Raw genomic sequence first — 19,130 nt, 5'->3', positions numbered from 1 at the left:
GCGGTGGCACACGCTGGACCCGACCATAGGCAGACGGGATTTCTCAAGCATGACCCAATTGTTTCGTCGAAGTTAACCGGCCTGGGTGCGGGCCGCGCTCCGGCCGGGCCGTGCCGGAGCGGTCTTCCGGCTTCGCCTACCCGGGCCGAAGTGATCAAAAACGGGCGCAGTACCGTGGTCGGGTGGACAACAGGCAAGCACTCGGATCTTGGCTCTCCGGCCCCCGCGCGGCGGCCGAGGACGCAGGCGTCGACTTCGGCTACCGCGGTCAGCAGCTCGGGCTGCCCGAGGAGGGCCCCGGTTCGATCGCCCGCCCCGGGCGGCGCCTCGGCGCCCTCGCCGTCGACTGGGCCCTCTGCACGTTGATCGCATACGGCCTGATCACCGACGGCTACAACCAGGCGACGGGCAACTGGGCCCTCGGCCTGCTCCTCGTCGTGAGCGTGCTGACGGTCGGCACCATCGGCTCGACGCCCGGCAAGCGCCTCTTCGGCCTCCGGGTCGTCTCCGTGCACGGCGGCCGGCTGGGCCTGCCGCGGGTGGCGATCCGCTCCCTGCTCGTCTGCCTGGCGATCCCGGCCCTCATCTGGGACCGCGACGGCCGCGGCCTCCACGACCGCCTCTCGGGCGCCGTCCAGGTCCGCATCTGACCTTCCGGGCATGAGAGAGGGGCTCCGGACCTGGCGGTCCGGAGCCCCTCTTCGTGTTCGGTCGGGCGCGTCAGCGCGTCTTTCCGCCCCGCGGCATCCGCATGCCCTTCGGCATCGGACCCTTCGGCAGCGGCATGTTGCTCATCAGGTCGCCCATCGCCCGAAGCCGGTCGTTGGCCACCGTCACCTGCGGGCCGGTGAGCACCCGAGGCAGCTTGAGCATGGTCGTGCGGACCTTCTTGAGCGGCACCTGGCCCTCGCCGTCACCGACGATGATGTCGGTCACCGGCACGTCCACCACGACGCGGTTCATCCGCTTCTTCTCAGCCGCGAGCAGAGGCTTCACCCGGTTCGGGTTGCCCTCCGCCACCAGCACGATCCCCGCCCGGCCGACCGCGCGGTGCACGACGTCCTGGCTGCGGTTCATCGCGACCGCGGGGGTCGTCGTCCAGCCGCGCCCGACGTTCTGCAGCACCGCCGCCGCCGCACCCGGCTGGCCCTCCATCTGCCCGAAGGCCGCGCGCTCGGCGCGCCGCCCGAACACGATGGCCGCCGCCAGGAGCGCCAGGACGAAGCCCAGGATGCCCAGGTAGACCGGGTGACCGATCAGGAAGCCGATCGCGAGGAGGACACCGAGTACGACGATGCCCACGCCTGCGACGACAAGTCCGACCTTCGGGTCAGCCTTTCGGGTCATCTTGTACGTGAGGGCGATCTGCTTGAGCCGCCCCTGGTTCGCAGCGTCAGCGCTGCCCGTGTTTGCCTTCCTCGCCATGTCCTGAAGTTTACGTGGCCCGGGAAGTCCGGCCCGACGCGACCTCCATCACGTGCTGGGCCTCGACCCTGTCCTTGGCGCGACGGCGGTCCTCCAGGACGGAGTTCCAGGCGTTGCGCCGGGCGGTGCGCTGCCCGGCGCCGAGGAGCAGTGCTTCCACGGCCTTCAGGGCGTCGGTGACGGACGGGATCGCGGTGACGCGGACGTGCGTCGATGCGGCCGGCATGTCGGGGTCCTCCCTCGATAGCGGGTGAGACGAGGCGGGGGGCGTGAGCGTGTGGTGGCGGTGAGTGAAACCAGGCTCACAGACTGGTGTTACCAGGGCGTGACTCGGTGGTCAAACACTGATGAAACGTTGATGCGGCCAGGCGGAGCAGTGGGGAAACGTTGACGCGGCCCGTACATCCCCGCTGAGCTGCGGGGGCGTACGGGCCGCGCCGGGTCCGGCCATTACCGGCCGGTAACCTCTTGTGCTCGGATTCACACAGCCTGGGTGGCGTTGTCGACCGCGCCGCGCTTCTCGATCGCCTGCTGGAACAGGCGTCCCGCGCGGTACGAGGAGCGGACCAGCGGGCCCGACATCACACCGGAGAAGCCGATCTCGTCGGCCTCCTCCTTCAGCTCCACGAACTCCTGCGGCTTCACCCAGCGCTCCACGGGGTGGTGCCGGACGGAGGGGCGCAGGTACTGCGTGATCGTGATCAGTTCGCAACCCGCGTCGTGCAGCTGCTGGAGCGCCTCGCTGATCTCCTCGCGGGTCTCGCCCATGCCGAGGATCAGGTTCGACTTCGTGACCAGACCGTAGTCACGCGCCCGCGTGATGACGTCCAGGGAGCGCTCGTACCGGAAGCCCGGACGGATGCGCTTGAAGATCCGCGGCACCGTCTCCACGTTGTGCGCGAAGACCTCGGGGCGGGAGGCGAAGACCTCCGCCAGGAGCTCCGGCACCGCGTTGAAGTCGGGAGCGAGCAGCTCGACCTTGGTACGGCCGTCGGCGCGGTCCGCCGTCTGCTGGTGGATCTGGCGCACGGTCTCCGCGTACAGCCAGGCGCCGCCGTCCTCCAGGTCGTCGCGCGCGACGCCGGTGATGGTGGCGTAGTTCAGGTCCATCGTGACGACCGACTCGCCGACCCGGCGGGGCTCGTCACGGTCCAGCGCCTCGGGCTTGCCCGTGTCGATCTGGCAGAAGTCGCAGCGCCGGGTGCACTGGTCACCGCCGATGAGGAAGGTCGCCTCGCGGTCCTCCCAGCACTCGAAGATGTTGGGACAGCCCGCCTCCTGGCAGACCGTGTGCAGCCCCTCGCTCTTCACGAGGCTCTGCATCTTCGTGTACTCGGGCCCCATCTTCGCCCGGGTCTTGATCCACTCGGGCTTGCGCTCGATGGGGGTCTGGGCGTTCCGGACCTCCAGGCGCAGCATCTTGCGTCCGTCGGGTGCGACTGCGGACACATCGGCTCCTGTAGCTTCGATTCTTCGGCGCACACCAGGGTACGCCGTTGCTTCCCATGCCTTACTACGTCTGGCCAACCTCTGGCCAGCGCCCCGCATTCCTCAGCCTCTCAGGTTCCTCGGGGTTCCTCCGGTTCTCAGGCCGAGGCCGTCTCCACCGGACGCGCGATCTCGCGGGGCCTCAGCTCCGCGCCCTCCAGGACCGACCGCAGGTGGCGCTCCGCCACCGGCAGCACCTCCTCGATCGTGATGTCCCGGCCCAGCTCGTTGGCGAGGGAGGTCACGCCCGCGTCGCGGATGCCGCACGGGATGATCCGGTCGAACCAGGCGTTGTCCGGGTTCACGTTCAGGGCGAAGCCGTGCATGGTGACGCCCTTGGCGACCCGGATGCCGATCGCGGCGAGCTTGCGGTCCTCGCGGCGCTGGCCGGCGTTGGACGGGGCGTACTCGGGGCCGTTCAGGCGCGGGTCGAACTCCTCGTCGTTCAGACGCGGGTCGAAGTCGAGCGACAGACCGCCGAGCGCGGGCCGGTGCTCCACCGGATCGCCGAGCACCCACACCCCGCTGCGGCCCTCCACCCGGCTCGTCTCCACGCCGAACTCGGCGGCGGTGAGGATCAGCGCGTCCTCCAGGCGGCGGACGTGCGCGACGACGTCCACCGGGCGGGGCAGCTTCATGATCGGGTAGCCGACCAGCTGGCCGGGGCCGTGCCAGGTGATCTTGCCGCCGCGGTCCACGTCCACCACCGGCGTCCCGTCGAGGGGGCGCTCGCTCTCCGCCGTGCGCCGGCCGGCCGTGTAGACCGGAGGGTGCTCCAGCAGCAGACAGGTGTCGTCGATCTCGTCGGCGAACCGCGCGGCGTGCACTTCGCGCTGCTTGTCCCAGGCCACCCGGTACTCGACGGCTTCCGCGCCGAATCCAAGGCGGACGAATCGCAGCTCACTCACGGCCATGCCTCCTCCTGGGTGCCGCGGGCCGGGAACCGGGGATCAGCCCGGGCCGGCGCGGCACCATGCGTCATTCGCGCCCATGCCACTGTACGACCGTGCCCGGTACGCCCCTCCGGCAGGTGGACGGGGGGTGGCCGGGGCCGCCACGTCAGCGATGCCGTCAATCCTCACACGATCGGATGAATGTGGGGCGAAGGTGGCGGTACAGGCCGTGAGGACCGCTAAATTCACGCCGTTCCATGAGGGTCCGACGGGGCTGCCGCCCGGACCCGGAAGGCAGGAGACCGCACAGCTGATGACGGAACGACCACCGCAGCGCATCCCGAACCGCCAGCTCGCCTCACTCATCGCCGAAGCCGGGTTCTCCCATGCGGGCCTGGCGAGACGAGTGGACCAGCTCGGTCTGGAGCACGGTCTCGACCTGCGGTACGACAAGACCTCGGTGACCCGCTGGCTCCGCGGCCAGCAGCCGCGGGGCACCACGCCGGCCCTCATCGCCGAGGTCTTCACCCGTCGCCTCGGCCGCCGGCTCTCCGCCCAGGACCTCGGCCTCGACGCCTGCGCGCCCGTCTACGCGGGCCTGGAGTTCGCCGCGACCCCCGAAGAGGCGGTCGACATCGTCAGCGGCCTCTGGCGCAAGGACTCCGGCAGCCACGCGGAACTCCGCAAGATCGCCTTCACCCCGGCGGGCCTGGTCGTCCCCAGCCGCGACTGGCTGATCGGACGCGCCGACGAGCGGGTGGCCAGGGGGGACCAGCCGCCCGGGCCCCGCGTCCCCACCACGGCGCCCACCACCGCCGAGGCCGCCCGGCACCCGCACGACGCGCGCGTCCCGCACGACCCCCGGGTCCCGCCGCAGGGCCGCTTCTCCGTGCCGCGGCAGCGCGGCACGGACCGGGGGCCCGGCCAGCGGGTCTCCAGCGGCGACATCGCGGCGCTCCGCTCCGTCGGCGAGCTCTTCCGCACCCTCGACCACGCCTACGGCGGCGGCCACGCCCGCCAGGCCCTCGTCCGCTACCTGGAGCACGAGGCCGAGCCGATGCTGCGCGGCACGTACGGGGAGTCCACCGGCCGCCGTCTCTTCGCCGCCGCCGCCGACCTCACCCGGCTCGCGGGCTGGACGTCGTACGACATCGCCGCCCACGGGCTCGCCCAGCGCTACTTCGTCCAGGCGCTGCGCCTCGCCCAGGCCGCCGGGGACCGGGCCTACGGCTCCTACGTGCTCGTCACCATGAGCTGCCAGGCCGTCTACCTCGGCCACGGGCGCGAGGCCGTACAGCTCGCCCGGGTCGCCCAGCAGGGCGTCGGGACCGCCGCCCCGCCCGTCGTCCAGGCGATGCTGCACGCGGTCGAGGCGCGCGGGCACGCGGTCCTCGGCGAGGCGCGCGCGTGCAGCGCCTCCGTCGTCCGCGCCGAGCGGGCCCTCGAAGCGGCCCGGCCCGGCGACGAGGTGCCGTACTGGGCCCGGATGTTCGACGAGGCCCAGCTCGCCGACGAACTCGGGCACTGCCACCGCGACCTCCAGCAGTACCGGCCCGCCGCGCAGCACGCCGAACGCGCCCTCCAGCTCCGTGCCCCCGGCTTCGCCCGCAGCCGCCTCTTCTGCCGGGTCGTGCTCGCCACCTCCCGCCTCGCCCTGGGCGAACTGGAGCAGGCGTGCGCGCTGGGGGCCGAGGCGGCCCAGCAGGCCTCGGAGATGCGGTCGGCGCGGGCGGTGGAGTACGTACGCGACTTCGAGCGCCGCCTGGAGCCGTACCGCGACGCGGCGGCGGCCCGCACGTACCGGGACCGGGTCGCGGCCATCGGCTGACCGCGGCCCCCCGTCCCGCGGCCCCGGCCCGGCTTCGCCCCGCGCCGGGCCCGGCGGCCGCGCGGGCCGCCGGGCCGCTAGGCCGCCACCTCCCCCGTCGACGGTTCGGCCGGGAGGCGGAGGCCCAGGTCCGCGAGGAGGGCGGTGGCCGCGCGGTGGCCCGACGTGAGGGCGCCCTGGGGCGTGCTCACGGCCCGGTGGTCGCCGCAGACGTAGAGGCCCGAGAGCAGCCGCACCGAGCGGTCGGCGTCGTGCGGCGGCGTCATCGCCGGCACCGCGTCCGGCGTGTGGTGCAGGGCGAGCAGCTCCCACTCGTCGGTCGACGTGCCGTACAGCGTGGCGAGGTGCTTGCGGACCCGCCGCTCGGTGTCGTCCGGCGGCGTCCCGAGCACCGTCGAGGTGATCAGCGTCCGGCCCTCCGGCGCCCGGACCGGGTCGACCGCGCTCATCACCGCCGTGTGGGCCACCGGCCCGCCCTGGTCGGACTCCAGGATCAGCGTCGGGTCCCCGGTGGGCGCCGAGGGCGCGGTGTGATGGAGCACCGTGACGGCGTGGAACGCCGGCGTCCGCAGCCCCGGCAGCAGCTCCGCCGCCGTCCGCGCCCCCGTCGCGAGCACCACCGAACGGCACCGGAGCACCCCGTGCGCCTCCGTCGTGACCCGCGAGATGGAGGCCTCCGTGACCCGTACGCCGGTACGGACCGCGCCCGGCGGCAGCGCGGCGGCCAGCAGCTCGGGCAGCGCCGCCGAACCGCCCTCGGGGACGGCCAGCCTGCCCCGCGCGAAGGCGCGCAGCGCGAGGTCCGCGCGACGGCTCGACATGCCGAGGTCCGGATCGCCGAGGAGCGCGGCGAGCAGCGGGCGCAGCACCCCCTGCACGGTCCGGGCGGGCAGCCGGGCGGTGAGCGCCTCGCGCGCGGTCCGCTCGGGGCGGGCGAGGATCCGTTGCGTCGGAGTCGCGGCGAGCCGGACGAGCGAGGCCCCGAGCCGCGCCTGGTCGAGCGAGGCGGCCGGATGCCTGGGGGCGCTCGCGAGGGCGCGCGCCACGCTGAACGCTCCCCCCACGCTCCGGTGGCCCGTCCCCCGGGGCACGCCGGGCGCCCGGCGCGGATGCGGGGCGCCCCACCGCGCGTACCGGCCGTCGCTGTGCACGAGCACCCCGGGGGTGAAGGGGCGCAGCACGAGCCCGTCGAGCCCCGGGGCGGCGCGCAGCTCCTCGTACGACAGGGTGAGCAGCGGCCCGACCCGGTCGAGGAGGAAGCCGTCGACGGCCTCGGTCGCCATCCGCCCCCCGATGCGGGGTTCCGCCTCCAGGACGGCGACGGAGAGTCCGGCGCCGGTGAGCCGATGGGCGGCCGCGAGACCCGCGACCCCGGCTCCCACGATGACGACGTCGACGGCCTCCACGACGTCCGTACGCTGTGCGTTCCTTGCGCTGTCTGCGCTGTTGAGCACGTGCCCCTCCCCAGGTCGGCGCGGCCGGTGGGAGGCCTATGCCCCCAACGGGCCTCCGGAATGCCCGAGTTCGCCGTTCGTGTCGAGCCTAGGCAGCGCCCCCACGGGTGCCAGCCGCGCGCACCGGGGGTGCGTGCGGCACGGGGGAGCGCAGGGGGTGCGGACACCCGGGGAGGGTGGGGCGGACGGGGAGTCAGGGGGAGCCGGGGCGCACCGACGACCGACAGGCCGCCACCGCCGGGCTTCGACGGGCCGCAGCGGAGCCGCAGCCGAGCCGCAACGGAGCCCCAGCCGGGCCGCAACGGAGCCGCAGTCGAGCCGTAGCGGCGCCGCAGCCGGGCTTCGGAGTGCGGTCCGTCCCGGGTCTCAGCGCGTCGCCGCGCGGATCGCGTCGTCGATCGTGGGGAACGCGAAGTCGAACCCGGTCTCCAACAGCCGCCCCGGCAGCACCCGCTGACTCCCCAGCACGTCCTGCGCGAAGTCCCCGAGCACCGCCCTCAGGGCGGACGCGGGCACCGGGAAGAGGGTCGGGCGGCGCAGCACCCGGCCCATCGCCGCCGTCACCTCGCGGTTGGTGACCGGCTCGGGGGCGGTCAGGTTCACCGGGCCCGAGAGCGCCGGGGTGTCGACCAGATGGCGCAGCGCGGCCACCTCGTCGTGGAGCGAGATGAACGACCAGTACTGGCGGCCGTCGCCCATCCGCCCGCCGAGCCCGGCGCGGAAGATCGGGAAGAGTCGTCCCCAGGCCCCGCCCTCGCGTGCCACCACCAGGCCGGTGCGGGCGTACGTGACCCGGATGCCGGCCTCCTCGGCGGGGGCCGCCGCGGCCTCCCACTCGACGCAGACCGAGGGCAGGAAGCCCGTGCCCGCGGGGGCGCTCTCGTCGACCGCGCGGCTGCCGGTGTCCCCGTACCAGCCGAGCGCCGTGCCGCACACGAGGCTCTCCGGCGGCTCCGCGAGCGAGGCGAGGGCCTGGGAGATCGCCGTCGTGCCGTGCACCCGGCTGTCCCGGATCTCCCGCTTGTACGCCTCGTTCCAGCGGCGCTCGCCGACGCCGGCGCCCGCCAGGTGGACGACGGAGTCGACGCCGACGAGCCCGGCGGCGTCGACGTACAGCCGCTTCGGGTCCCATTCGACCTCGTCGGCGGTCCGGGCGGGCCGGCGGACGAGCCGGAGGACTTCATGGCCGTCGGCGCGCAGGGAGCGGACGAGGGCGGAGCCGATGAGCCCGGAGGCGCCGGTGACGGCGACACGCTTGCGGGTGGCGGAACGCTGCATGGGGACCATCCTGCCCTCCTCGGCCGACCCGTGGCACAGTGACGGTCATGATCGTGCCGGAGACACTGATACGTACCGCCGAACGGGAGGACGACGACGTCCTCGCCGAGCTCGACCGGGTCACCTGGTCGCCCCTGCACGCGGTGCTGCCCGCGCCGACCCCGCCGTACGAACCCTTCTTCGACGAGCGCCACCTGCCCGAGGACTACCTCCTCGCGGTGCGCGGGGGCGTGGTCGTCGGCTACATCCGGATCGTGCCGCCGACCCCGCTGGCCGCCACCGCCCACGTACGCCAGGTCCAGGGCCTGGTGGTCGCCGAGTCCGCCCGGGGGCACGGGGTGGCGCGGGCGCTGCTGCGGGCCGCGATGGAGAAGGCGCGCGCGGACGGCGCCGTCCGGATGACCCTCCGCGTGCTGGGCCACAACGCCCCGGCCCGCGCGCTCTACGCCTCCGAGGGGTTCGCGGTCGAGGGTGTGCTGCCGGGGGAGATGTTCCTGGCCGGGGCGTACGTCGACGACATCCTCATGGGCCGGTCGCTGACCACGACCTGACCACCGACCGACGACCACCGGGCCGACCACCACCCGGCCACCGGCCGATGACCACCGGCTGACGACCACCGGCTGACGACCGGCCGGGTGGCCCCCGGGCGCTCCCGGCCGCCCCCGGCCTCAGGAGCCGGGGTTCAGCAGCCTCATCCCGCCCATCAGCTCGCGCAGGCACCGGACCGCGAGCCCCGCCGGAGCGCCCTCGCCGCGGACCGGTGCCTCCGTCTCCGCCCAGCTCTCCAGGGCGATCCGGATGGCGTCCGTGGCCGCGGCCGCCGCGAGCCGTACCTCCAGCGGGTCGGCGTCCGGTCCCGCGAGCCCGGCGACGACCTCGCGCAGCCGCTCCTCGGACTCCTGGTTGACCCGGTACCAGACGGCGCGGAGCGCGGGGTCCTCGGCGGCCGCGCGCAGCAGTCCGCGCGTCCAGCGCAGTCCCTCCTCCGCCGCCGCGTCCCCGGGGGTCAGCGACGCGGCGATCGACCGCTCCAGGGCCTCGGGCACGCCCGCGCCGGGTTCCGTCGTGGCGAGGAGTTCGCGCCAGCGGTCGGCGCCGCCCGCGAGGAGCGGGGCCACGGCGTCCTGCTTGGAGCGGAAGTACCGGTAGAAGGTGCGCAGCGCGACCCCGGCCCGCAGGGCGATGTCCTCGGCCGTGGTGCCGTCGGGCCCGTGCTCGGTGAAGAGCTCGGCGGCGGCGCGCGCGATGTCCAGCTGGGTGGCGGCCTTGCGGCGCTCCGTCAGCGTCCGGGCGGGGGGCGTGGCCCCCTCGGGCTTGGTGCTCACCGGACGAAGCGTACGCCCGCGACGGTCTGGCCTGCACGATGTGCAGTCATGGCAAAACGTGCCACATGGGCGTACGGTGGCGTCATTCTCCGGAACGTCGCCCGAACGGCTCACCGGATCCCCGGAAACTCGACATCGAGAGGTTGCCGCCATGAACCAGCTGACCCGTTACGAAGGACGCCGCGCCCTCATCACCGGCGGTGGCTCCGGCATCGGCCAGGCCACCGTGCTGCGCGTGCTCGCCGAGGGCGGCCGCGTCGTCGCCGCCGACATCAGCGAGGACGGCCTCAAGGACACCGTCGCCAAGGCCGGCGCCGCCGCCGACCGCCTCACCACCGTCGTCCTGGACGTCGCGGACGAGGCCTCCGTACGCGCCGGTGTCGCCGCCGCCGTCGAGGCGCTCGGCGGCCTGGACGTCCTGGTCAACGCGGCCGGCGTGCTGCGCTCCTCGCACACCCACGAGACGAGCCTCGACGCCTTCGAGCAGGTCGTACGGATCAACCTCACCGGCACGTTCCTCGTGATCCGGGAGGCGATACCCGCGCTCCTGGAGGGCGACGGCCCCGCCGTCGTGAACTTCTCCTCCACCTCCGCGATGTTCGCCCACCCCTACATGGCGGCCTACGCGGCCAGCAAGGGCGGCATCCAGTCCATGACCCACGCGCTCGCCGCCGAGTACGCCGGGCGGGGCATCCGCTTCACCGCCGTCCAGCCCGGCTCCATCTCCTCCGGCATGACCGACGGCACCGGCGCCAGCCGTCAGAGCGTCGGCCCCGGCCTCCCCGAGGACGCCGACTTCTCCCTCTTCGCCAAGCTGGCCCCGGCCCTCGGCCAGGGCTTCGCGGGCCCCGAGACCGTCGCCGGAGTCGTCGCGATGCTGGCGAGCGAGGACGGCAGGTTCATCACCGGCACCGAGGTCCGCATCGACGGCGGAACGCACTTCTGACGGCGTGACGCCCGCGCCTGGGCGACAGGTCCCCGGGGCCGCCCCGGGGACCGCCCCGAACCCCGCCCCTCACGCCGCCCCGAAGCGCTCCCACAGGCGCGGGAAGCGGGCCGCGAGCACGGAGTCGTCCTCCAGGTCGAAGGGGGCGCCCAGCGGCTCCCCGCCCGGCATCGGGATGCCCAGGTCCGGGGTCTCGGCGCCGGTCAGCCGCTCGTACGCCTCGTCCGCCGCGAAACCGATCTCCTCGCCGTCCCCGTCGATCTCCACGTCGAAGTCGTCGAGCAGCTCCGCCAGCGCGTCCGGATCGTGCACCGCGCCCTCGTAGACCTCCCGGCCCTGGCCGATGAGCCAGCAGCGGAACGAGTCGAAGGCCTCGTCCCCCGCCCCGTCGAACAGCACGGCCGCCACGCCCCACAGATCCCAGAGGTACGCGCGGTTGTAGCGGGCCTCGAAATGGCGCGCGTAGTCGAGCACGGAGTCGGGGTCCAGCCGGGTCAGCCGTTCCACGAGCAGATCGGCCTGTTCCTCGGGGTCGCCCTCGGCGTCCTCTCGGCTGGCGTCGATGATCTCCCAGAACTCGGTCTCGTCCATCACGGGACCAAGCATCCTGGCTCGGGGGGTGCGACGCACCCGGAAAGCCCGAAATGAATCCGGACAGAGGATGTCTTACTTTCCTGTCAGTCTGGTGTTCATGACGACGGAGACGACGGACACGAACAGCCTGCGGGGACGGATCTGCCTGGTCGCCGGGGCCACCCGGGGCGCCGGACGGGCCATCGCCGTCCAGCTCGGCGCGGCGGGAGCCACGGTGTACGTCACCGGGCGGACCACCCGCGAGAAGGTCAGCGAGGTCGGCCGGACCACCGAGACCATCGAGGAGACCGCCGAACTGGTGACGGCCGCCGGCGGAGAGGGCATCGCCGTCCCCACCGACCACCTGGAGGTCGAGCAGGTGCGGGCCCTGGTCGACCGGATCGACCGGGAGCGCGGGCGGCTCGACGTCCTCGTCAACGACGTCTGGGGCGGCGAGCACCTGGTGGTCGCCGGCTTCGGCAAGAAGATCTGGGAGGTCGAGCTCGCCGACGGGCTGCGGATGCTGGAGCTGGGCGTGAAGACCCATCTGATCACCAGCGCGGCGGCGGTCCCGCTGCTCGTCCGCAACCCCGGCGGTCTCCTGATCGAGGTCACCGACGGCACACAGGAGTACAACAGCACCCGCTACCGCGAGAACGTCTTCTACGACCTCGCCAAGAACGCGCCGATCCGGATGGCGTTCGGCCTCGGCAGGGAGCTGGCGGAATCCGGCGGCACGGCGGTCGCCCTCACCCCCGGCTGGCTCCGCTCCGAGCAGATGCTGGACCACTTCGGCGTGACCGAGGAGAACTGGCGCGACGCCGCCGAGAAGCTCCCCGACTTCGCCGTCGCCGAGTCCCCGGTCTATGTCGGCCGCGCGGTCGCCGCCCTCGCCGCCGACCCCGACCGGGCCCGCTGGAACGGCGGCTCCCTCTCCAGCGGACAGCTGGCGAAGGAGTACGGCTTCACCGACGCGGACGGATCACGGCCGGACGCGTGGGGCTTCATCATCGCGAAGGAGACGGACCAGGACGTGTCCGTGGACGACTACCGGTAGGCCGGCGCCGGGAGCGAGCGACCACCGGTCGCCACCGCTGCCCCGCGAAGCCTCACCCACGACACCCCCACCCGCGACGCTCACCCGCCACGCCTCACCCGTACAGCTCCGCCAGGCCCCGGGCCGCCTCCGCGAACCGCGCGCGGAGCGTGTCCGGGGCCAGCACCTCCGCCTCCGCGCCGAGGGTGAGGAGCTGGGCGAAGGCGACCTCCTCGCTCTCCACCGGGAGCGACGCCGTCACGCGGCCCTCCGCGTCCCGCTCGCCCGCCGCCAGGGCCTCCTCGGCGGCCGCGCGGTCCGTCACGTACGGCAGCCGTCGCGCCCCCGCCTCCGTGAGCCGTACGACGATCCGACCGCGCAGGATCGACCGGGCGAACTCCGCCGCGCGGTCGGCCCAGAAGGCGGGCAGGTCGAAGGCCTCGTCCCGGACGAACCGCTCCCCGGCGAGGGCGACGGCGGCGAAGCGGTCCACCCGGTAGGTACGGAACGCCGTGCCGGAGCGCGCGCACAGGTACCAGACGCCCGCCTTCAGGACGAGGCCGTACGGAGCGAGTTCCCGCTCCACCTCGCGGTCGCCGCGCCGGTAGCGGGCGGAGAGCATCCGGTCGTCCCAGACGGCCTCCGCGATCGGCGGCAGCAACTCCGGTGTCTCCGGCTCCTGGTACCACCCGGGCGCGTCGAGGTGGAAGCGCTGGGCCGCCGAGTCGGGGGCGTCGCGCAGCGAGGGCAGCAGCGCGGCGGACACCTTCAGGCGGGCCGCCGATGCAGCGTCCTCCAGCCCCATGTCCCGCAGCGCGCCCGGCAGTCCGGAGAGGAACAGCGCCTCGGCCTCGCCGCGCGCCAGACCCGTCAGCCGGGTCCGGTAGCCGCCGACGAGCCGGTACCCACCGCTCCTGCCCCGGTCCGCGTACACCGGAACCCCCGCCTCGGAGAGGGCGAGGGCATCGCGGGTGATGGTCCGTTCGGACACCTCCAGCTCCGTGGCCAGTTCGGCCGCCGTCATCGACGGACGGGACTGGAGCAGCAGGACCATCTTGATCAGCCGGGCGGCACGCATGACTCCATCATGCGTGCCCGCACCGACAGGCGGGCCTCCTCGGCCCACCGGAACTACAGGCCGTAGCGCTCGCGCGCCTCCTTCACGGCCGAGGCCGGGACCTCGCCGCGGCGGGCGAGCTGGGCGAGGGCCGCGACGACGATCGACTGGGCGTCGACGCCGAAGTGGCGGCGGGCCGCGTCACGGGTGTCCGACAGGCCGAAGCCGTCCGCACCGAGCGAGGACCAGTCCTGCTCGACCCACTGCGCGATCTGGTCCGGGACCTGGCGCATGTAGTCGGAGACCGCGAGGACCGGGGACTCGACGCCCTCCAGGGCCTCGCGGATGTACGGCACCTGCTCCTCGCCGCGCAGCAGCGCCGCGTCGGCCTCCAGGGCGTCGCGCCGCAGCTCCGTCCAGGAGGTCGCGGACCACACGTCGGCGCCCACGCCCCACTCGGCGGCGAGCAGCTTCTGCGCCTCCAGGGCCCAGTGGATGGCCGTACCGGAGGAGAGGAGCTGGATGCGCGAGGCGTTCGCGGGCAGGTCGAGACCGGCCGACTCGGCGGTGTTGAACCGGTACAGGCCCTTGACGATGCCCTCGTCGATCCCGGCCGGCTTGGCCGGCTGCGGCATCGGCTCGTTGTAGACGGTGAGGTAGTAGAAGACGTTCTGGTCCTCGCCCTCGGCGGCCTCGCCGTACATCCGGCGCAGACCCTCCTTGACGATGGCCGCGACCTCGTAGGCGAACGCCGGGTCGTACGTCAGCGCCGCCGGGTTCGTCGCCGCGATCACCGGCGAGTGGCCGTCGGCGTGCTGGAGACCCTCACCGGTCAGGGTCGTACGGCCCGCGGTGGCGCCGACGAGGAAGCCGCGGCCGAGCTGGTCGCCGAGCTGCCACATCTGGTCGGCGGTCCGCTGCCAGCCGAACATCGAGTAGAAGATGTAGAACGGGATCATCGCCTCACCGTGCGTGGAGTACGCGGTGGACGCGGCGATGAAGTCGGCCATCGAACCGGCCTCGGTGATCCCCTCGTTGAGGATCTGGCCGTTGACGGCCTCCTTGTAGTACATCAGCTGGTCGCGGTCGACCGGCTCGTACGTCTGGCCCTTCGGCGAGTAGATGCCGAGCGACGGGAACAGCGACTCCATGCCGAAGGTGCGGGCCTCGTCCGGGACGATCGGGACCCAGCGCTTGCCGGTCTCCTTGTCGCGGATCAGGTCCTTGACCAGGCGGACGAAGGCCATCGTGGTGGCCATCGACTGCGTGCCGGAGCCCTTGTCGAAGGCGGCGAAGGACTTGTCGGCCGGGGCCGGCAGCGGCGCCAGCGGCTGGGTGCGGCGGGCCGGGGCCGGGCCGCCGAGGGCCGCGCGGCGCTCCTGGAGGTAGCGGACCTCGGGGGAGTCGGCGCCGGGGTGACCGTAGGGCACCTGGCCGTCGACGAACTGCGCGTCCGGGATCGGCAGGTCGAGGAGGTCCCGCATGTTCTTGAACTCGTCCGTGGAGAGCTTCTTCATCTGGTGGTTCGCGTTCTTCGACGCGAAGCCCTCACCGAGGGTGAAGCCCTTGACGGTCTGCGCGAGGATGACCGTCGGCGCGCCCTTGAACTCGACGGCGGCCTTGTACGCGGCGTACACCTTGCGCGGCTCGTGGCCACCGCGCGAGAGGTGGAAGCACTCCAGGATCTTGTCGTCGCTCAGCAGCTGCGCCATCGCGACGAGCGCCGGGTCCTTGCCGAAGAAGTCCTGGCGGATGTAGGCGGCGTCGCGGGTCTGGTACGTCTGGACCTGAGCGTCCGGCACCTCGCGGAGGCGGCGGACGAGGGCGCCGGTGGTGTCGAGCGCGAACAGCTCGTCCCAGGCGTTGCCCCACAGCGACTTCACGACGTTCCAGCCGGCGCCGCGGAACTGCGCCTCCAGCTCCTGCACGATCTTGAAGTTCGCGCGGACCGGGCCGTCGAGGCGCTGCAGGTTGCAGTTGATGACGAAGGTCAGGTTGTCCAGACCCTCGCGGGCGGCCAGGGCGAGGGCCGCGGTCGACTCGGGCTCGTCCATCTCGCCGTCACCGAGGAACGCCCACACGTGCGAGGCGGAGACGTCCTTGATGGAGCGGTTGGTCAGGTAGCGGTTGAAGCGCGCCTGGTAGATCGCGGAGAGCGGACCGAGACCCATGGAGACGGTGGGGAACTCCCACAGCCAGGGGAGGCGGCGCGGGTGCGGGTAGGAGGGCAGACCGTTGCCGCCGGACTCCTGCCGGAAGTTGTCGAGGTGCGCCTCGTTCAGGCGGCCGTCCAGGAACGCGCGGGCGTAGATGCCGGGGGCGGCGTGACCCTGGATGTAGAGCTGGTCGCCGGAACCGTCGGCTTCCTTGCCCTTGAAGAAGTGGTTGAAGCCCGTCTCGTACAGCCAGGCGGCCGACGCGAACGTGGCGATGTGACCGCCGACGCCGTACTTCGAGCCGCGGGAGACCATCGCGGCCGCGTTCCAGCGGTTCCAGGCGGTGATCCGGCGCTCCATGTCCTCGTCGCCGTCGAACGCGGCGCCCGTCGGCTCGGCGGAGGTCGGGATGGTGTTGACGTAATCGGTCTCCAGCAGCTTGGGCAGGGCCAGGCCCGCGCCCTCGGCGTGCTGGAGCGTGCGGCGCATCAGGTAGGCGGCCCGGTGGGGGCCGGCGGCCTTGGTGACGGCGTCCAGGGAGGCCGCCCACTCGGCGGTCTCCTCGGTGTCACGGTCCGGGAGCTGGTCGAGCTCGCTCGGAATCTTGCCTACGGGATCGGTCATGATCGCCGCCTTCCGGACAGGTGGGGTGGAGATGGTGGCCATGTCTGGCAGGACAGGGCGAAGGGCCGGGTGTGGCCCGCCGAAGACTGTAAACCGGCGATCGATGATCGATCAAAGGGTTGAAGGGGAAAACCTCTTCAGATCGAGAAAGTCGGCACAGGGTGCCGCGAAACGGGGCACCCGGTGCCTCGTTTTCGCCTTGTTTTCGCAGGTGGGAGCGGCTTTCTGAGGGGGTGCCCGCACGAATGAGCGGGCCCGCCCGGGAGGGTGGACCCGCTGTGTTCCGCCACGCTCCGTTACGGAGTGATGGGGGAGGGGTGAGGAAGGAGTGAGGGAGGAGGAGGGAGCGGTGAGGCCGAAGGCGCGCGACGGCAGGGGAAATGTGAGGTTTCGTACGCGCGACGGGACAGGGGGAGCGAGGTCCCGGACGTGCGGTGGACCCGGAAGGCCGAGGCCTCACGCGCGCGGCGCGGAAGAGCGGACGGGGCCTCAAGCGCGCGGCGCGCAGCCCAGTACGTGTGCCTTCACCAGGGCCCCGATGTTCGGGTCGCCCCGCCGGAAGGCCTCCACCAGCTCCTGGTGCTCCTCGGCGTACGACTTCTGGACCGTGCCCAGCCAGCGGATCGACAGGGCCGTGAAGACCTCGATGCCGAGGGTCTCCCAGGTGTGCAGCAGCACCTTGTTCCCCGCGGCCTTCACCAGCTCCCGGTGGAAGGCCACCGTGTGCCGCACCTGCGCCGTCCCGTCCGAGGCCGCGTCCGCCTCGTAGAGCGCCGCCACGTGCGGTTCCAGGGCCGAGCAGTCCGAGGCGAGCCGCCCGGCCGCGAGTTCGGCCGCGATCTGCTCCAGACCGGCGCGTACGGGGTAGCTCTCCTCCAGGTCGGCGGCGGTCAGGTTGCGGACCCGGACGCCCTTGTTCGGCGCCGACTCGATCAGTCGCAGCGACTCCAGCTCGCGCAGCGCCTCGCGGACGGGGGTCTGGGAGACCTCCAGCTCGGTCGCGATCCGGCGCTCCACGATCCGCTCGCCCGGCTTCCAGCGGCCGCTGACGATCCCCTCCACGATGTGCTCGCGGATCTGCTCGCGCAGCGAGTGGACGACGGGGACGGTCATGAAGCGGCTCCTCGGGGAGTGTTGACTCTGAAGACAATACGGCGGCGCCCCCGTCCGGAAACACTTCCGGACGGGGGCGCCGCAGGTGAGGCTCGTTACGTTGCCTTTCGGCGTACGTCCTACAGACCGAGGTCGACCTCGAACTCGCCGGCCTCGAGGATCGCCTTGACCGAGGTCAGGTAGCGGGCGGCGTCGGCGCCGTCCACCAGACGGTGGTCGTAGGACAGCGCGACGTAGGTCATGTCGCGGATCGCGATCGTCTCACCCAGGTCCGGGTGGTTGATGACGACCGGACGGCGCACGGTGGCGCCGATGCCCAGGATGGCGACCTGGTTCGGGGGCACGATGATCGTGTCGAAGAGCGCGCCGCGCGAACCGGTGTTGGAGATGGTGAAGGTCGCGCCGGCCAGGTCGTCCGGGGTGATCTTGCTGGCGCGCACGGCGCCGGCCAGCTCCGCGGTCTTCTTCGAGATACCGGCGATGTTGAGGTCGCCCGCACCCTTGATGACCGGGGTCATCAGACCCTTCTCGGAGTCCACCGCGATACCGATGTTCTCGGTGTCGAAGTAGGTGATCGTGCCCTCGTCCTCGTTGATCCGGGCGTTGATGACCGGGTGGGCCTTCAGCGCCTGGGCCGCCGCCTTCACGAAGAACGGCATCGGGGAGAGCTTGACGCCCTCACGGGCGGCGAAGGCGTCCTTCGCGCGGCCGCGCAGCTTCATCAGCTTGGTGATGTCGACCTCGACGACCGAGGTCAGCTGGGCCTGGCCGTGCAGCGCCTTCATCATGTTGTCGCCGATGACCTTGCGCATGCGGGTCATCTTGACGGTCTGACCGCGCAGCGGGGAGGCCTCCAGGGCCGGCGCCTTCGCGGCGGCGGCCGGAGCGGCGGCGGGGGCCGGGGCGGCCTTCTTGGCCTCGGCGGCCGCGAGGACGTCCTGCTTGCGGATACGGCCGCCGACGCCCGAGCCCTTGACGGCCGCGAGGTCGACACCGTTCTCGGTGGCGAGCTTGCGGACGAGCGGGGTCACGTACGCGCCGTCCTCGGCCGGAGCCGGGGTGACGAGCGCGGGCGCGAGGGACGGGGTCTGCGCGACCGGAGCCGGAGCGGCCGGAGCCGCCGGCGCGGGCGCCGGGGCCGGAGCGGCGGCCGGGGCAGCCGGAGCCGGAGCGGCCGGAGCCGGGGCCGGGGCCGGAGCCGGGGCAGCGGCCGGGGCAGCCTGAGCCGGGGCCGGGGCGGCCGGAGCCGGAGCCGGGGCGGCGGCCGGAGCGGCACCCGCGGCACCGATGACGGCCAGCTTGGCGCCGACCTCGGCGGTCTCGTCCTCGGCGACGACGATCTCCAGGAGGACACCGGAGGCCGGTGCCGGGATCTCGGTGTCGACCTTGTCCGTGGAGACCTCGAGCAGCGGCTCGTCGGCCTCGACGGTCTCGCCGACCGACTTCAGCCAGCGGGTCACGGTGCCCTCGGTGACGGACTCGCCGAGCGCCGGCAGCACGACGTCGGTGCCGCCGGCACCGCCCGCCGGAGCGGCGGCCGGAGCCTCGGCGGCAGGCGCCGGGGCGGCCGGGGCCTCGGCCGCGGGGGCCGGGGCGGCCTCGGCGGCCGGAGCCGGAGCGGCCTCGGCAGCCGGAGCGGCCTCGGCGGCCGGGGCCGGAGCCTCGGCCGGGGCGCCGGTGCCGTCGTCGATGATGGCCAGCTCGGCGCCGACCTCGACCGTCTCGTCCTCGGCGACCTTGATGGAGGCCAGGATGCCCGAGGCGGGGGCGGGGATCTCGGTGTCGACCTTGTCGGTCGAGACCTCGAGCAGCGGCTCGTCGGCCTCGACACGCTCGCCCTCGGCCTTGAGCCAGCGGGTGACGGTGCCCTCGGTGACGCTCTCGCCGAGCGCCGGCAGGGTTACGGAAACCGACATGGTTTCAGTTGCTCC

17 protein-coding genes are annotated in these 19,130 nt (G+C 73.1%); 5 read left to right on the top strand and 12 right to left on the bottom strand.

Annotated elements, in window-relative coordinates; translation table 11 throughout:
* Window positions 1-182: 182 nt before the first annotated feature.
* Complete coding sequence (locus ABT129_RS09415) at window positions 183-650, top strand: RDD family protein (protein WP_351898674.1); 468 nt, start codon at window positions 183-185, stop codon at window positions 648-650.
* 70 nt (window positions 651-720) lie between these two features.
* On the opposite strand, the gene ABT129_RS09410 is transcribed toward ABT129_RS09415, so the two are convergent.
* From ABT129_RS09410 to lipB, 4 genes are all read right to left on the bottom strand, one after another.
* Window positions 721-1,425 carry a DUF4191 domain-containing protein gene (locus tag ABT129_RS09410; RefSeq protein ID WP_351898671.1) on the bottom strand — a complete coding sequence of 235 codons (705 nt, stop codon included), beginning with the start codon at window positions 1,423-1,425 and terminating at the stop codon, window positions 721-723.
* 10 nt (window positions 1,426-1,435) lie between these two features.
* The gene (locus ABT129_RS09405; RefSeq protein WP_030208220.1) at window positions 1,436-1,651 is read right to left on the bottom strand and encodes an SCO2195 family GlnR-regulated protein; all 216 of its coding nucleotides are present in this window, start codon (window positions 1,649-1,651) and stop codon (window positions 1,436-1,438) included.
* 254 nt (window positions 1,652-1,905) lie between these two features.
* Window positions 1,906-2,874: a lipoyl synthase gene (gene lipA / locus ABT129_RS09400; protein ID WP_351898668.1), complete on the bottom strand. Its 969-nt coding sequence runs from the start codon at window positions 2,872-2,874 to the stop codon at window positions 1,906-1,908.
* Window positions 2,875-3,011: 137 nt separating this feature from the next.
* On the bottom strand, window positions 3,012-3,821 hold the full coding sequence (gene lipB / locus ABT129_RS09395) for a lipoyl(octanoyl) transferase LipB (RefSeq protein ID WP_351898665.1): 810 nt from the start codon (window positions 3,819-3,821) through the stop codon (window positions 3,012-3,014).
* 298 nt (window positions 3,822-4,119) lie between these two features.
* Between lipB and ABT129_RS09390 the strand changes: the two genes are divergently transcribed.
* Window positions 4,120-5,634 carry an NsdA family TPR-like regulatory protein gene (locus ABT129_RS09390; RefSeq protein ID WP_351898663.1) on the top strand — a complete coding sequence of 505 codons (1,515 nt, stop codon included), beginning with the start codon at window positions 4,120-4,122 and terminating at the stop codon, window positions 5,632-5,634.
* A 77-nt stretch (window positions 5,635-5,711) separates the two neighbouring features.
* Here ABT129_RS09390 and ABT129_RS09385 read toward each other — a convergent pair whose 3' ends face one another.
* On the bottom strand, window positions 5,712-7,088 hold the full coding sequence (locus ABT129_RS09385) for an NAD(P)/FAD-dependent oxidoreductase (protein WP_351898660.1): 1,377 nt from the start codon (window positions 7,086-7,088) through the stop codon (window positions 5,712-5,714).
* A gap of 366 nt (window positions 7,089-7,454) precedes the next feature.
* Window positions 7,455-8,375, bottom strand: coding sequence for a TIGR01777 family oxidoreductase (locus tag ABT129_RS09380; RefSeq protein WP_351898658.1), 921 nt, complete (start codon window positions 8,373-8,375; stop codon window positions 7,455-7,457).
* A 38-nt stretch (window positions 8,376-8,413) separates the two neighbouring features.
* Between ABT129_RS09380 and ABT129_RS09375 the strand changes: the two genes are divergently transcribed.
* Window positions 8,414-8,917 carry a GNAT family N-acetyltransferase gene (locus ABT129_RS09375; protein ID WP_351898656.1) on the top strand — a complete coding sequence of 168 codons (504 nt, stop codon included), beginning with the start codon at window positions 8,414-8,416 and terminating at the stop codon, window positions 8,915-8,917.
* Window positions 8,918-9,037: 120 nt separating this feature from the next.
* Here ABT129_RS09375 and ABT129_RS09370 read toward each other — a convergent pair whose 3' ends face one another.
* Entirely contained in the window at window positions 9,038-9,694 is a 657-nt protein-coding gene (locus ABT129_RS09370; RefSeq protein WP_351898653.1) for a TetR/AcrR family transcriptional regulator, read from the bottom strand.
* A 151-nt stretch (window positions 9,695-9,845) separates the two neighbouring features.
* On the opposite strand from ABT129_RS09370, the gene ABT129_RS09365 reads away from it, so the two are divergent.
* The gene (locus ABT129_RS09365) at window positions 9,846-10,640 is read left to right on the top strand and encodes an SDR family NAD(P)-dependent oxidoreductase (protein ID WP_351898651.1); all 795 of its coding nucleotides are present in this window, start codon (window positions 9,846-9,848) and stop codon (window positions 10,638-10,640) included.
* 69 nt (window positions 10,641-10,709) lie between these two features.
* Here the strand turns inward: ABT129_RS09365 and ABT129_RS09360 are convergent, their stop codons facing one another.
* Window positions 10,710-11,231, bottom strand: coding sequence for a DUF4240 domain-containing protein (locus tag ABT129_RS09360; protein WP_351898963.1), 522 nt, complete (start codon window positions 11,229-11,231; stop codon window positions 10,710-10,712).
* 100 nt (window positions 11,232-11,331) lie between these two features.
* On the opposite strand from ABT129_RS09360, the gene ABT129_RS09355 reads away from it, so the two are divergent.
* Window positions 11,332-12,270, top strand: a complete 939-nt coding sequence (locus ABT129_RS09355) for an SDR family oxidoreductase (protein WP_351898648.1) — start codon at window positions 11,332-11,334, stop codon at window positions 12,268-12,270.
* 94 nt (window positions 12,271-12,364) lie between these two features.
* Here ABT129_RS09355 and ABT129_RS09350 read toward each other — a convergent pair whose 3' ends face one another.
* The 4 genes from ABT129_RS09350 to sucB all read right to left on the bottom strand — a co-directional run bounded on the left by ABT129_RS09350 (window position 12,365) and on the right by sucB (window position 19,115).
* Window positions 12,365-13,327 (bottom strand): helix-turn-helix transcriptional regulator, encoded by a 963-nt coding sequence (locus ABT129_RS09350; protein WP_351898646.1) that lies wholly within the window; start codon window positions 13,325-13,327, stop codon window positions 12,365-12,367.
* 53 nt (window positions 13,328-13,380) lie between these two features.
* On the bottom strand, window positions 13,381-16,086 hold the full coding sequence (aceE, locus tag ABT129_RS09345; RefSeq protein WP_351898643.1) for a pyruvate dehydrogenase (acetyl-transferring), homodimeric type: 2,706 nt from the start codon (window positions 16,084-16,086) through the stop codon (window positions 13,381-13,383).
* A gap of 489 nt (window positions 16,087-16,575) precedes the next feature.
* A complete protein-coding gene (locus ABT129_RS09340; protein WP_351898641.1) occupies window positions 16,576-17,199 on the bottom strand; it encodes a GntR family transcriptional regulator in 624 nt (207 codons plus the stop codon).
* A gap of 119 nt (window positions 17,200-17,318) precedes the next feature.
* Entirely contained in the window at window positions 17,319-19,115 is a 1,797-nt protein-coding gene (gene sucB, locus ABT129_RS09335) for a 2-oxoglutarate dehydrogenase, E2 component, dihydrolipoamide succinyltransferase (protein ID WP_351898639.1), read from the bottom strand.
* Window positions 19,116-19,130: the final 15 nt, after the last annotated feature.

The sequence above is a fragment of the Streptomyces sp. NPDC002057 genome (assembly GCF_040296665.1).
In the GTDB taxonomy this organism is placed as follows: domain Bacteria; phylum Actinomycetota; class Actinomycetes; order Streptomycetales; family Streptomycetaceae; genus Streptomyces.
This window is presented reverse-complemented; position numbering and strand designations above follow the sequence as displayed.

Excerpts from the sequence above, each read along its gene's own strand:
- ABT129_RS09375 (WP_351898656.1), top strand. The coding sequence starts at position 8,414 with ATGATCGTGCCGGAGACACTGATACGTACCGCCGAACGGGAGGACGAC.
- ABT129_RS09380 (WP_351898658.1), bottom strand. The coding sequence starts at position 8,375 with ATGGTCCCCATGCAGCGTTCCGCCACCCGCAAGCGTGTCGCCGTCACC.
- ABT129_RS09340 (WP_351898641.1), bottom strand. The coding sequence starts at position 17,199 with ATGACCGTCCCCGTCGTCCACTCGCTGCGCGAGCAGATCCGCGAGCAC.
- ABT129_RS09390 (WP_351898663.1), top strand. The coding sequence starts at position 4,120 with ATGACGGAACGACCACCGCAGCGCATCCCGAACCGCCAGCTCGCCTCA.
- ABT129_RS09360 (WP_351898963.1), bottom strand. The coding sequence starts at position 11,231 with ATGGACGAGACCGAGTTCTGGGAGATCATCGACGCCAGCCGAGAGGAC.
- ABT129_RS09410 (WP_351898671.1), bottom strand. The coding sequence starts at position 1,425 with ATGGCGAGGAAGGCAAACACGGGCAGCGCTGACGCTGCGAACCAGGGG.
- aceE (WP_351898643.1), bottom strand. The coding sequence starts at position 16,086 with ATGACCGATCCCGTAGGCAAGATTCCGAGCGAGCTCGACCAGCTCCCG.
- ABT129_RS09350 (WP_351898646.1), bottom strand. The coding sequence starts at position 13,327 with ATGCGTGCCGCCCGGCTGATCAAGATGGTCCTGCTGCTCCAGTCCCGT.
- ABT129_RS09405 (WP_030208220.1), bottom strand. The coding sequence starts at position 1,651 with ATGCCGGCCGCATCGACGCACGTCCGCGTCACCGCGATCCCGTCCGTC.
- sucB (WP_351898639.1), bottom strand. The coding sequence starts at position 19,115 with ATGTCGGTTTCCGTAACCCTGCCGGCGCTCGGCGAGAGCGTCACCGAG.
- ABT129_RS09365 (WP_351898651.1), top strand. The coding sequence starts at position 9,846 with ATGAACCAGCTGACCCGTTACGAAGGACGCCGCGCCCTCATCACCGGC.
- ABT129_RS09355 (WP_351898648.1), top strand. The coding sequence starts at position 11,332 with ATGACGACGGAGACGACGGACACGAACAGCCTGCGGGGACGGATCTGC.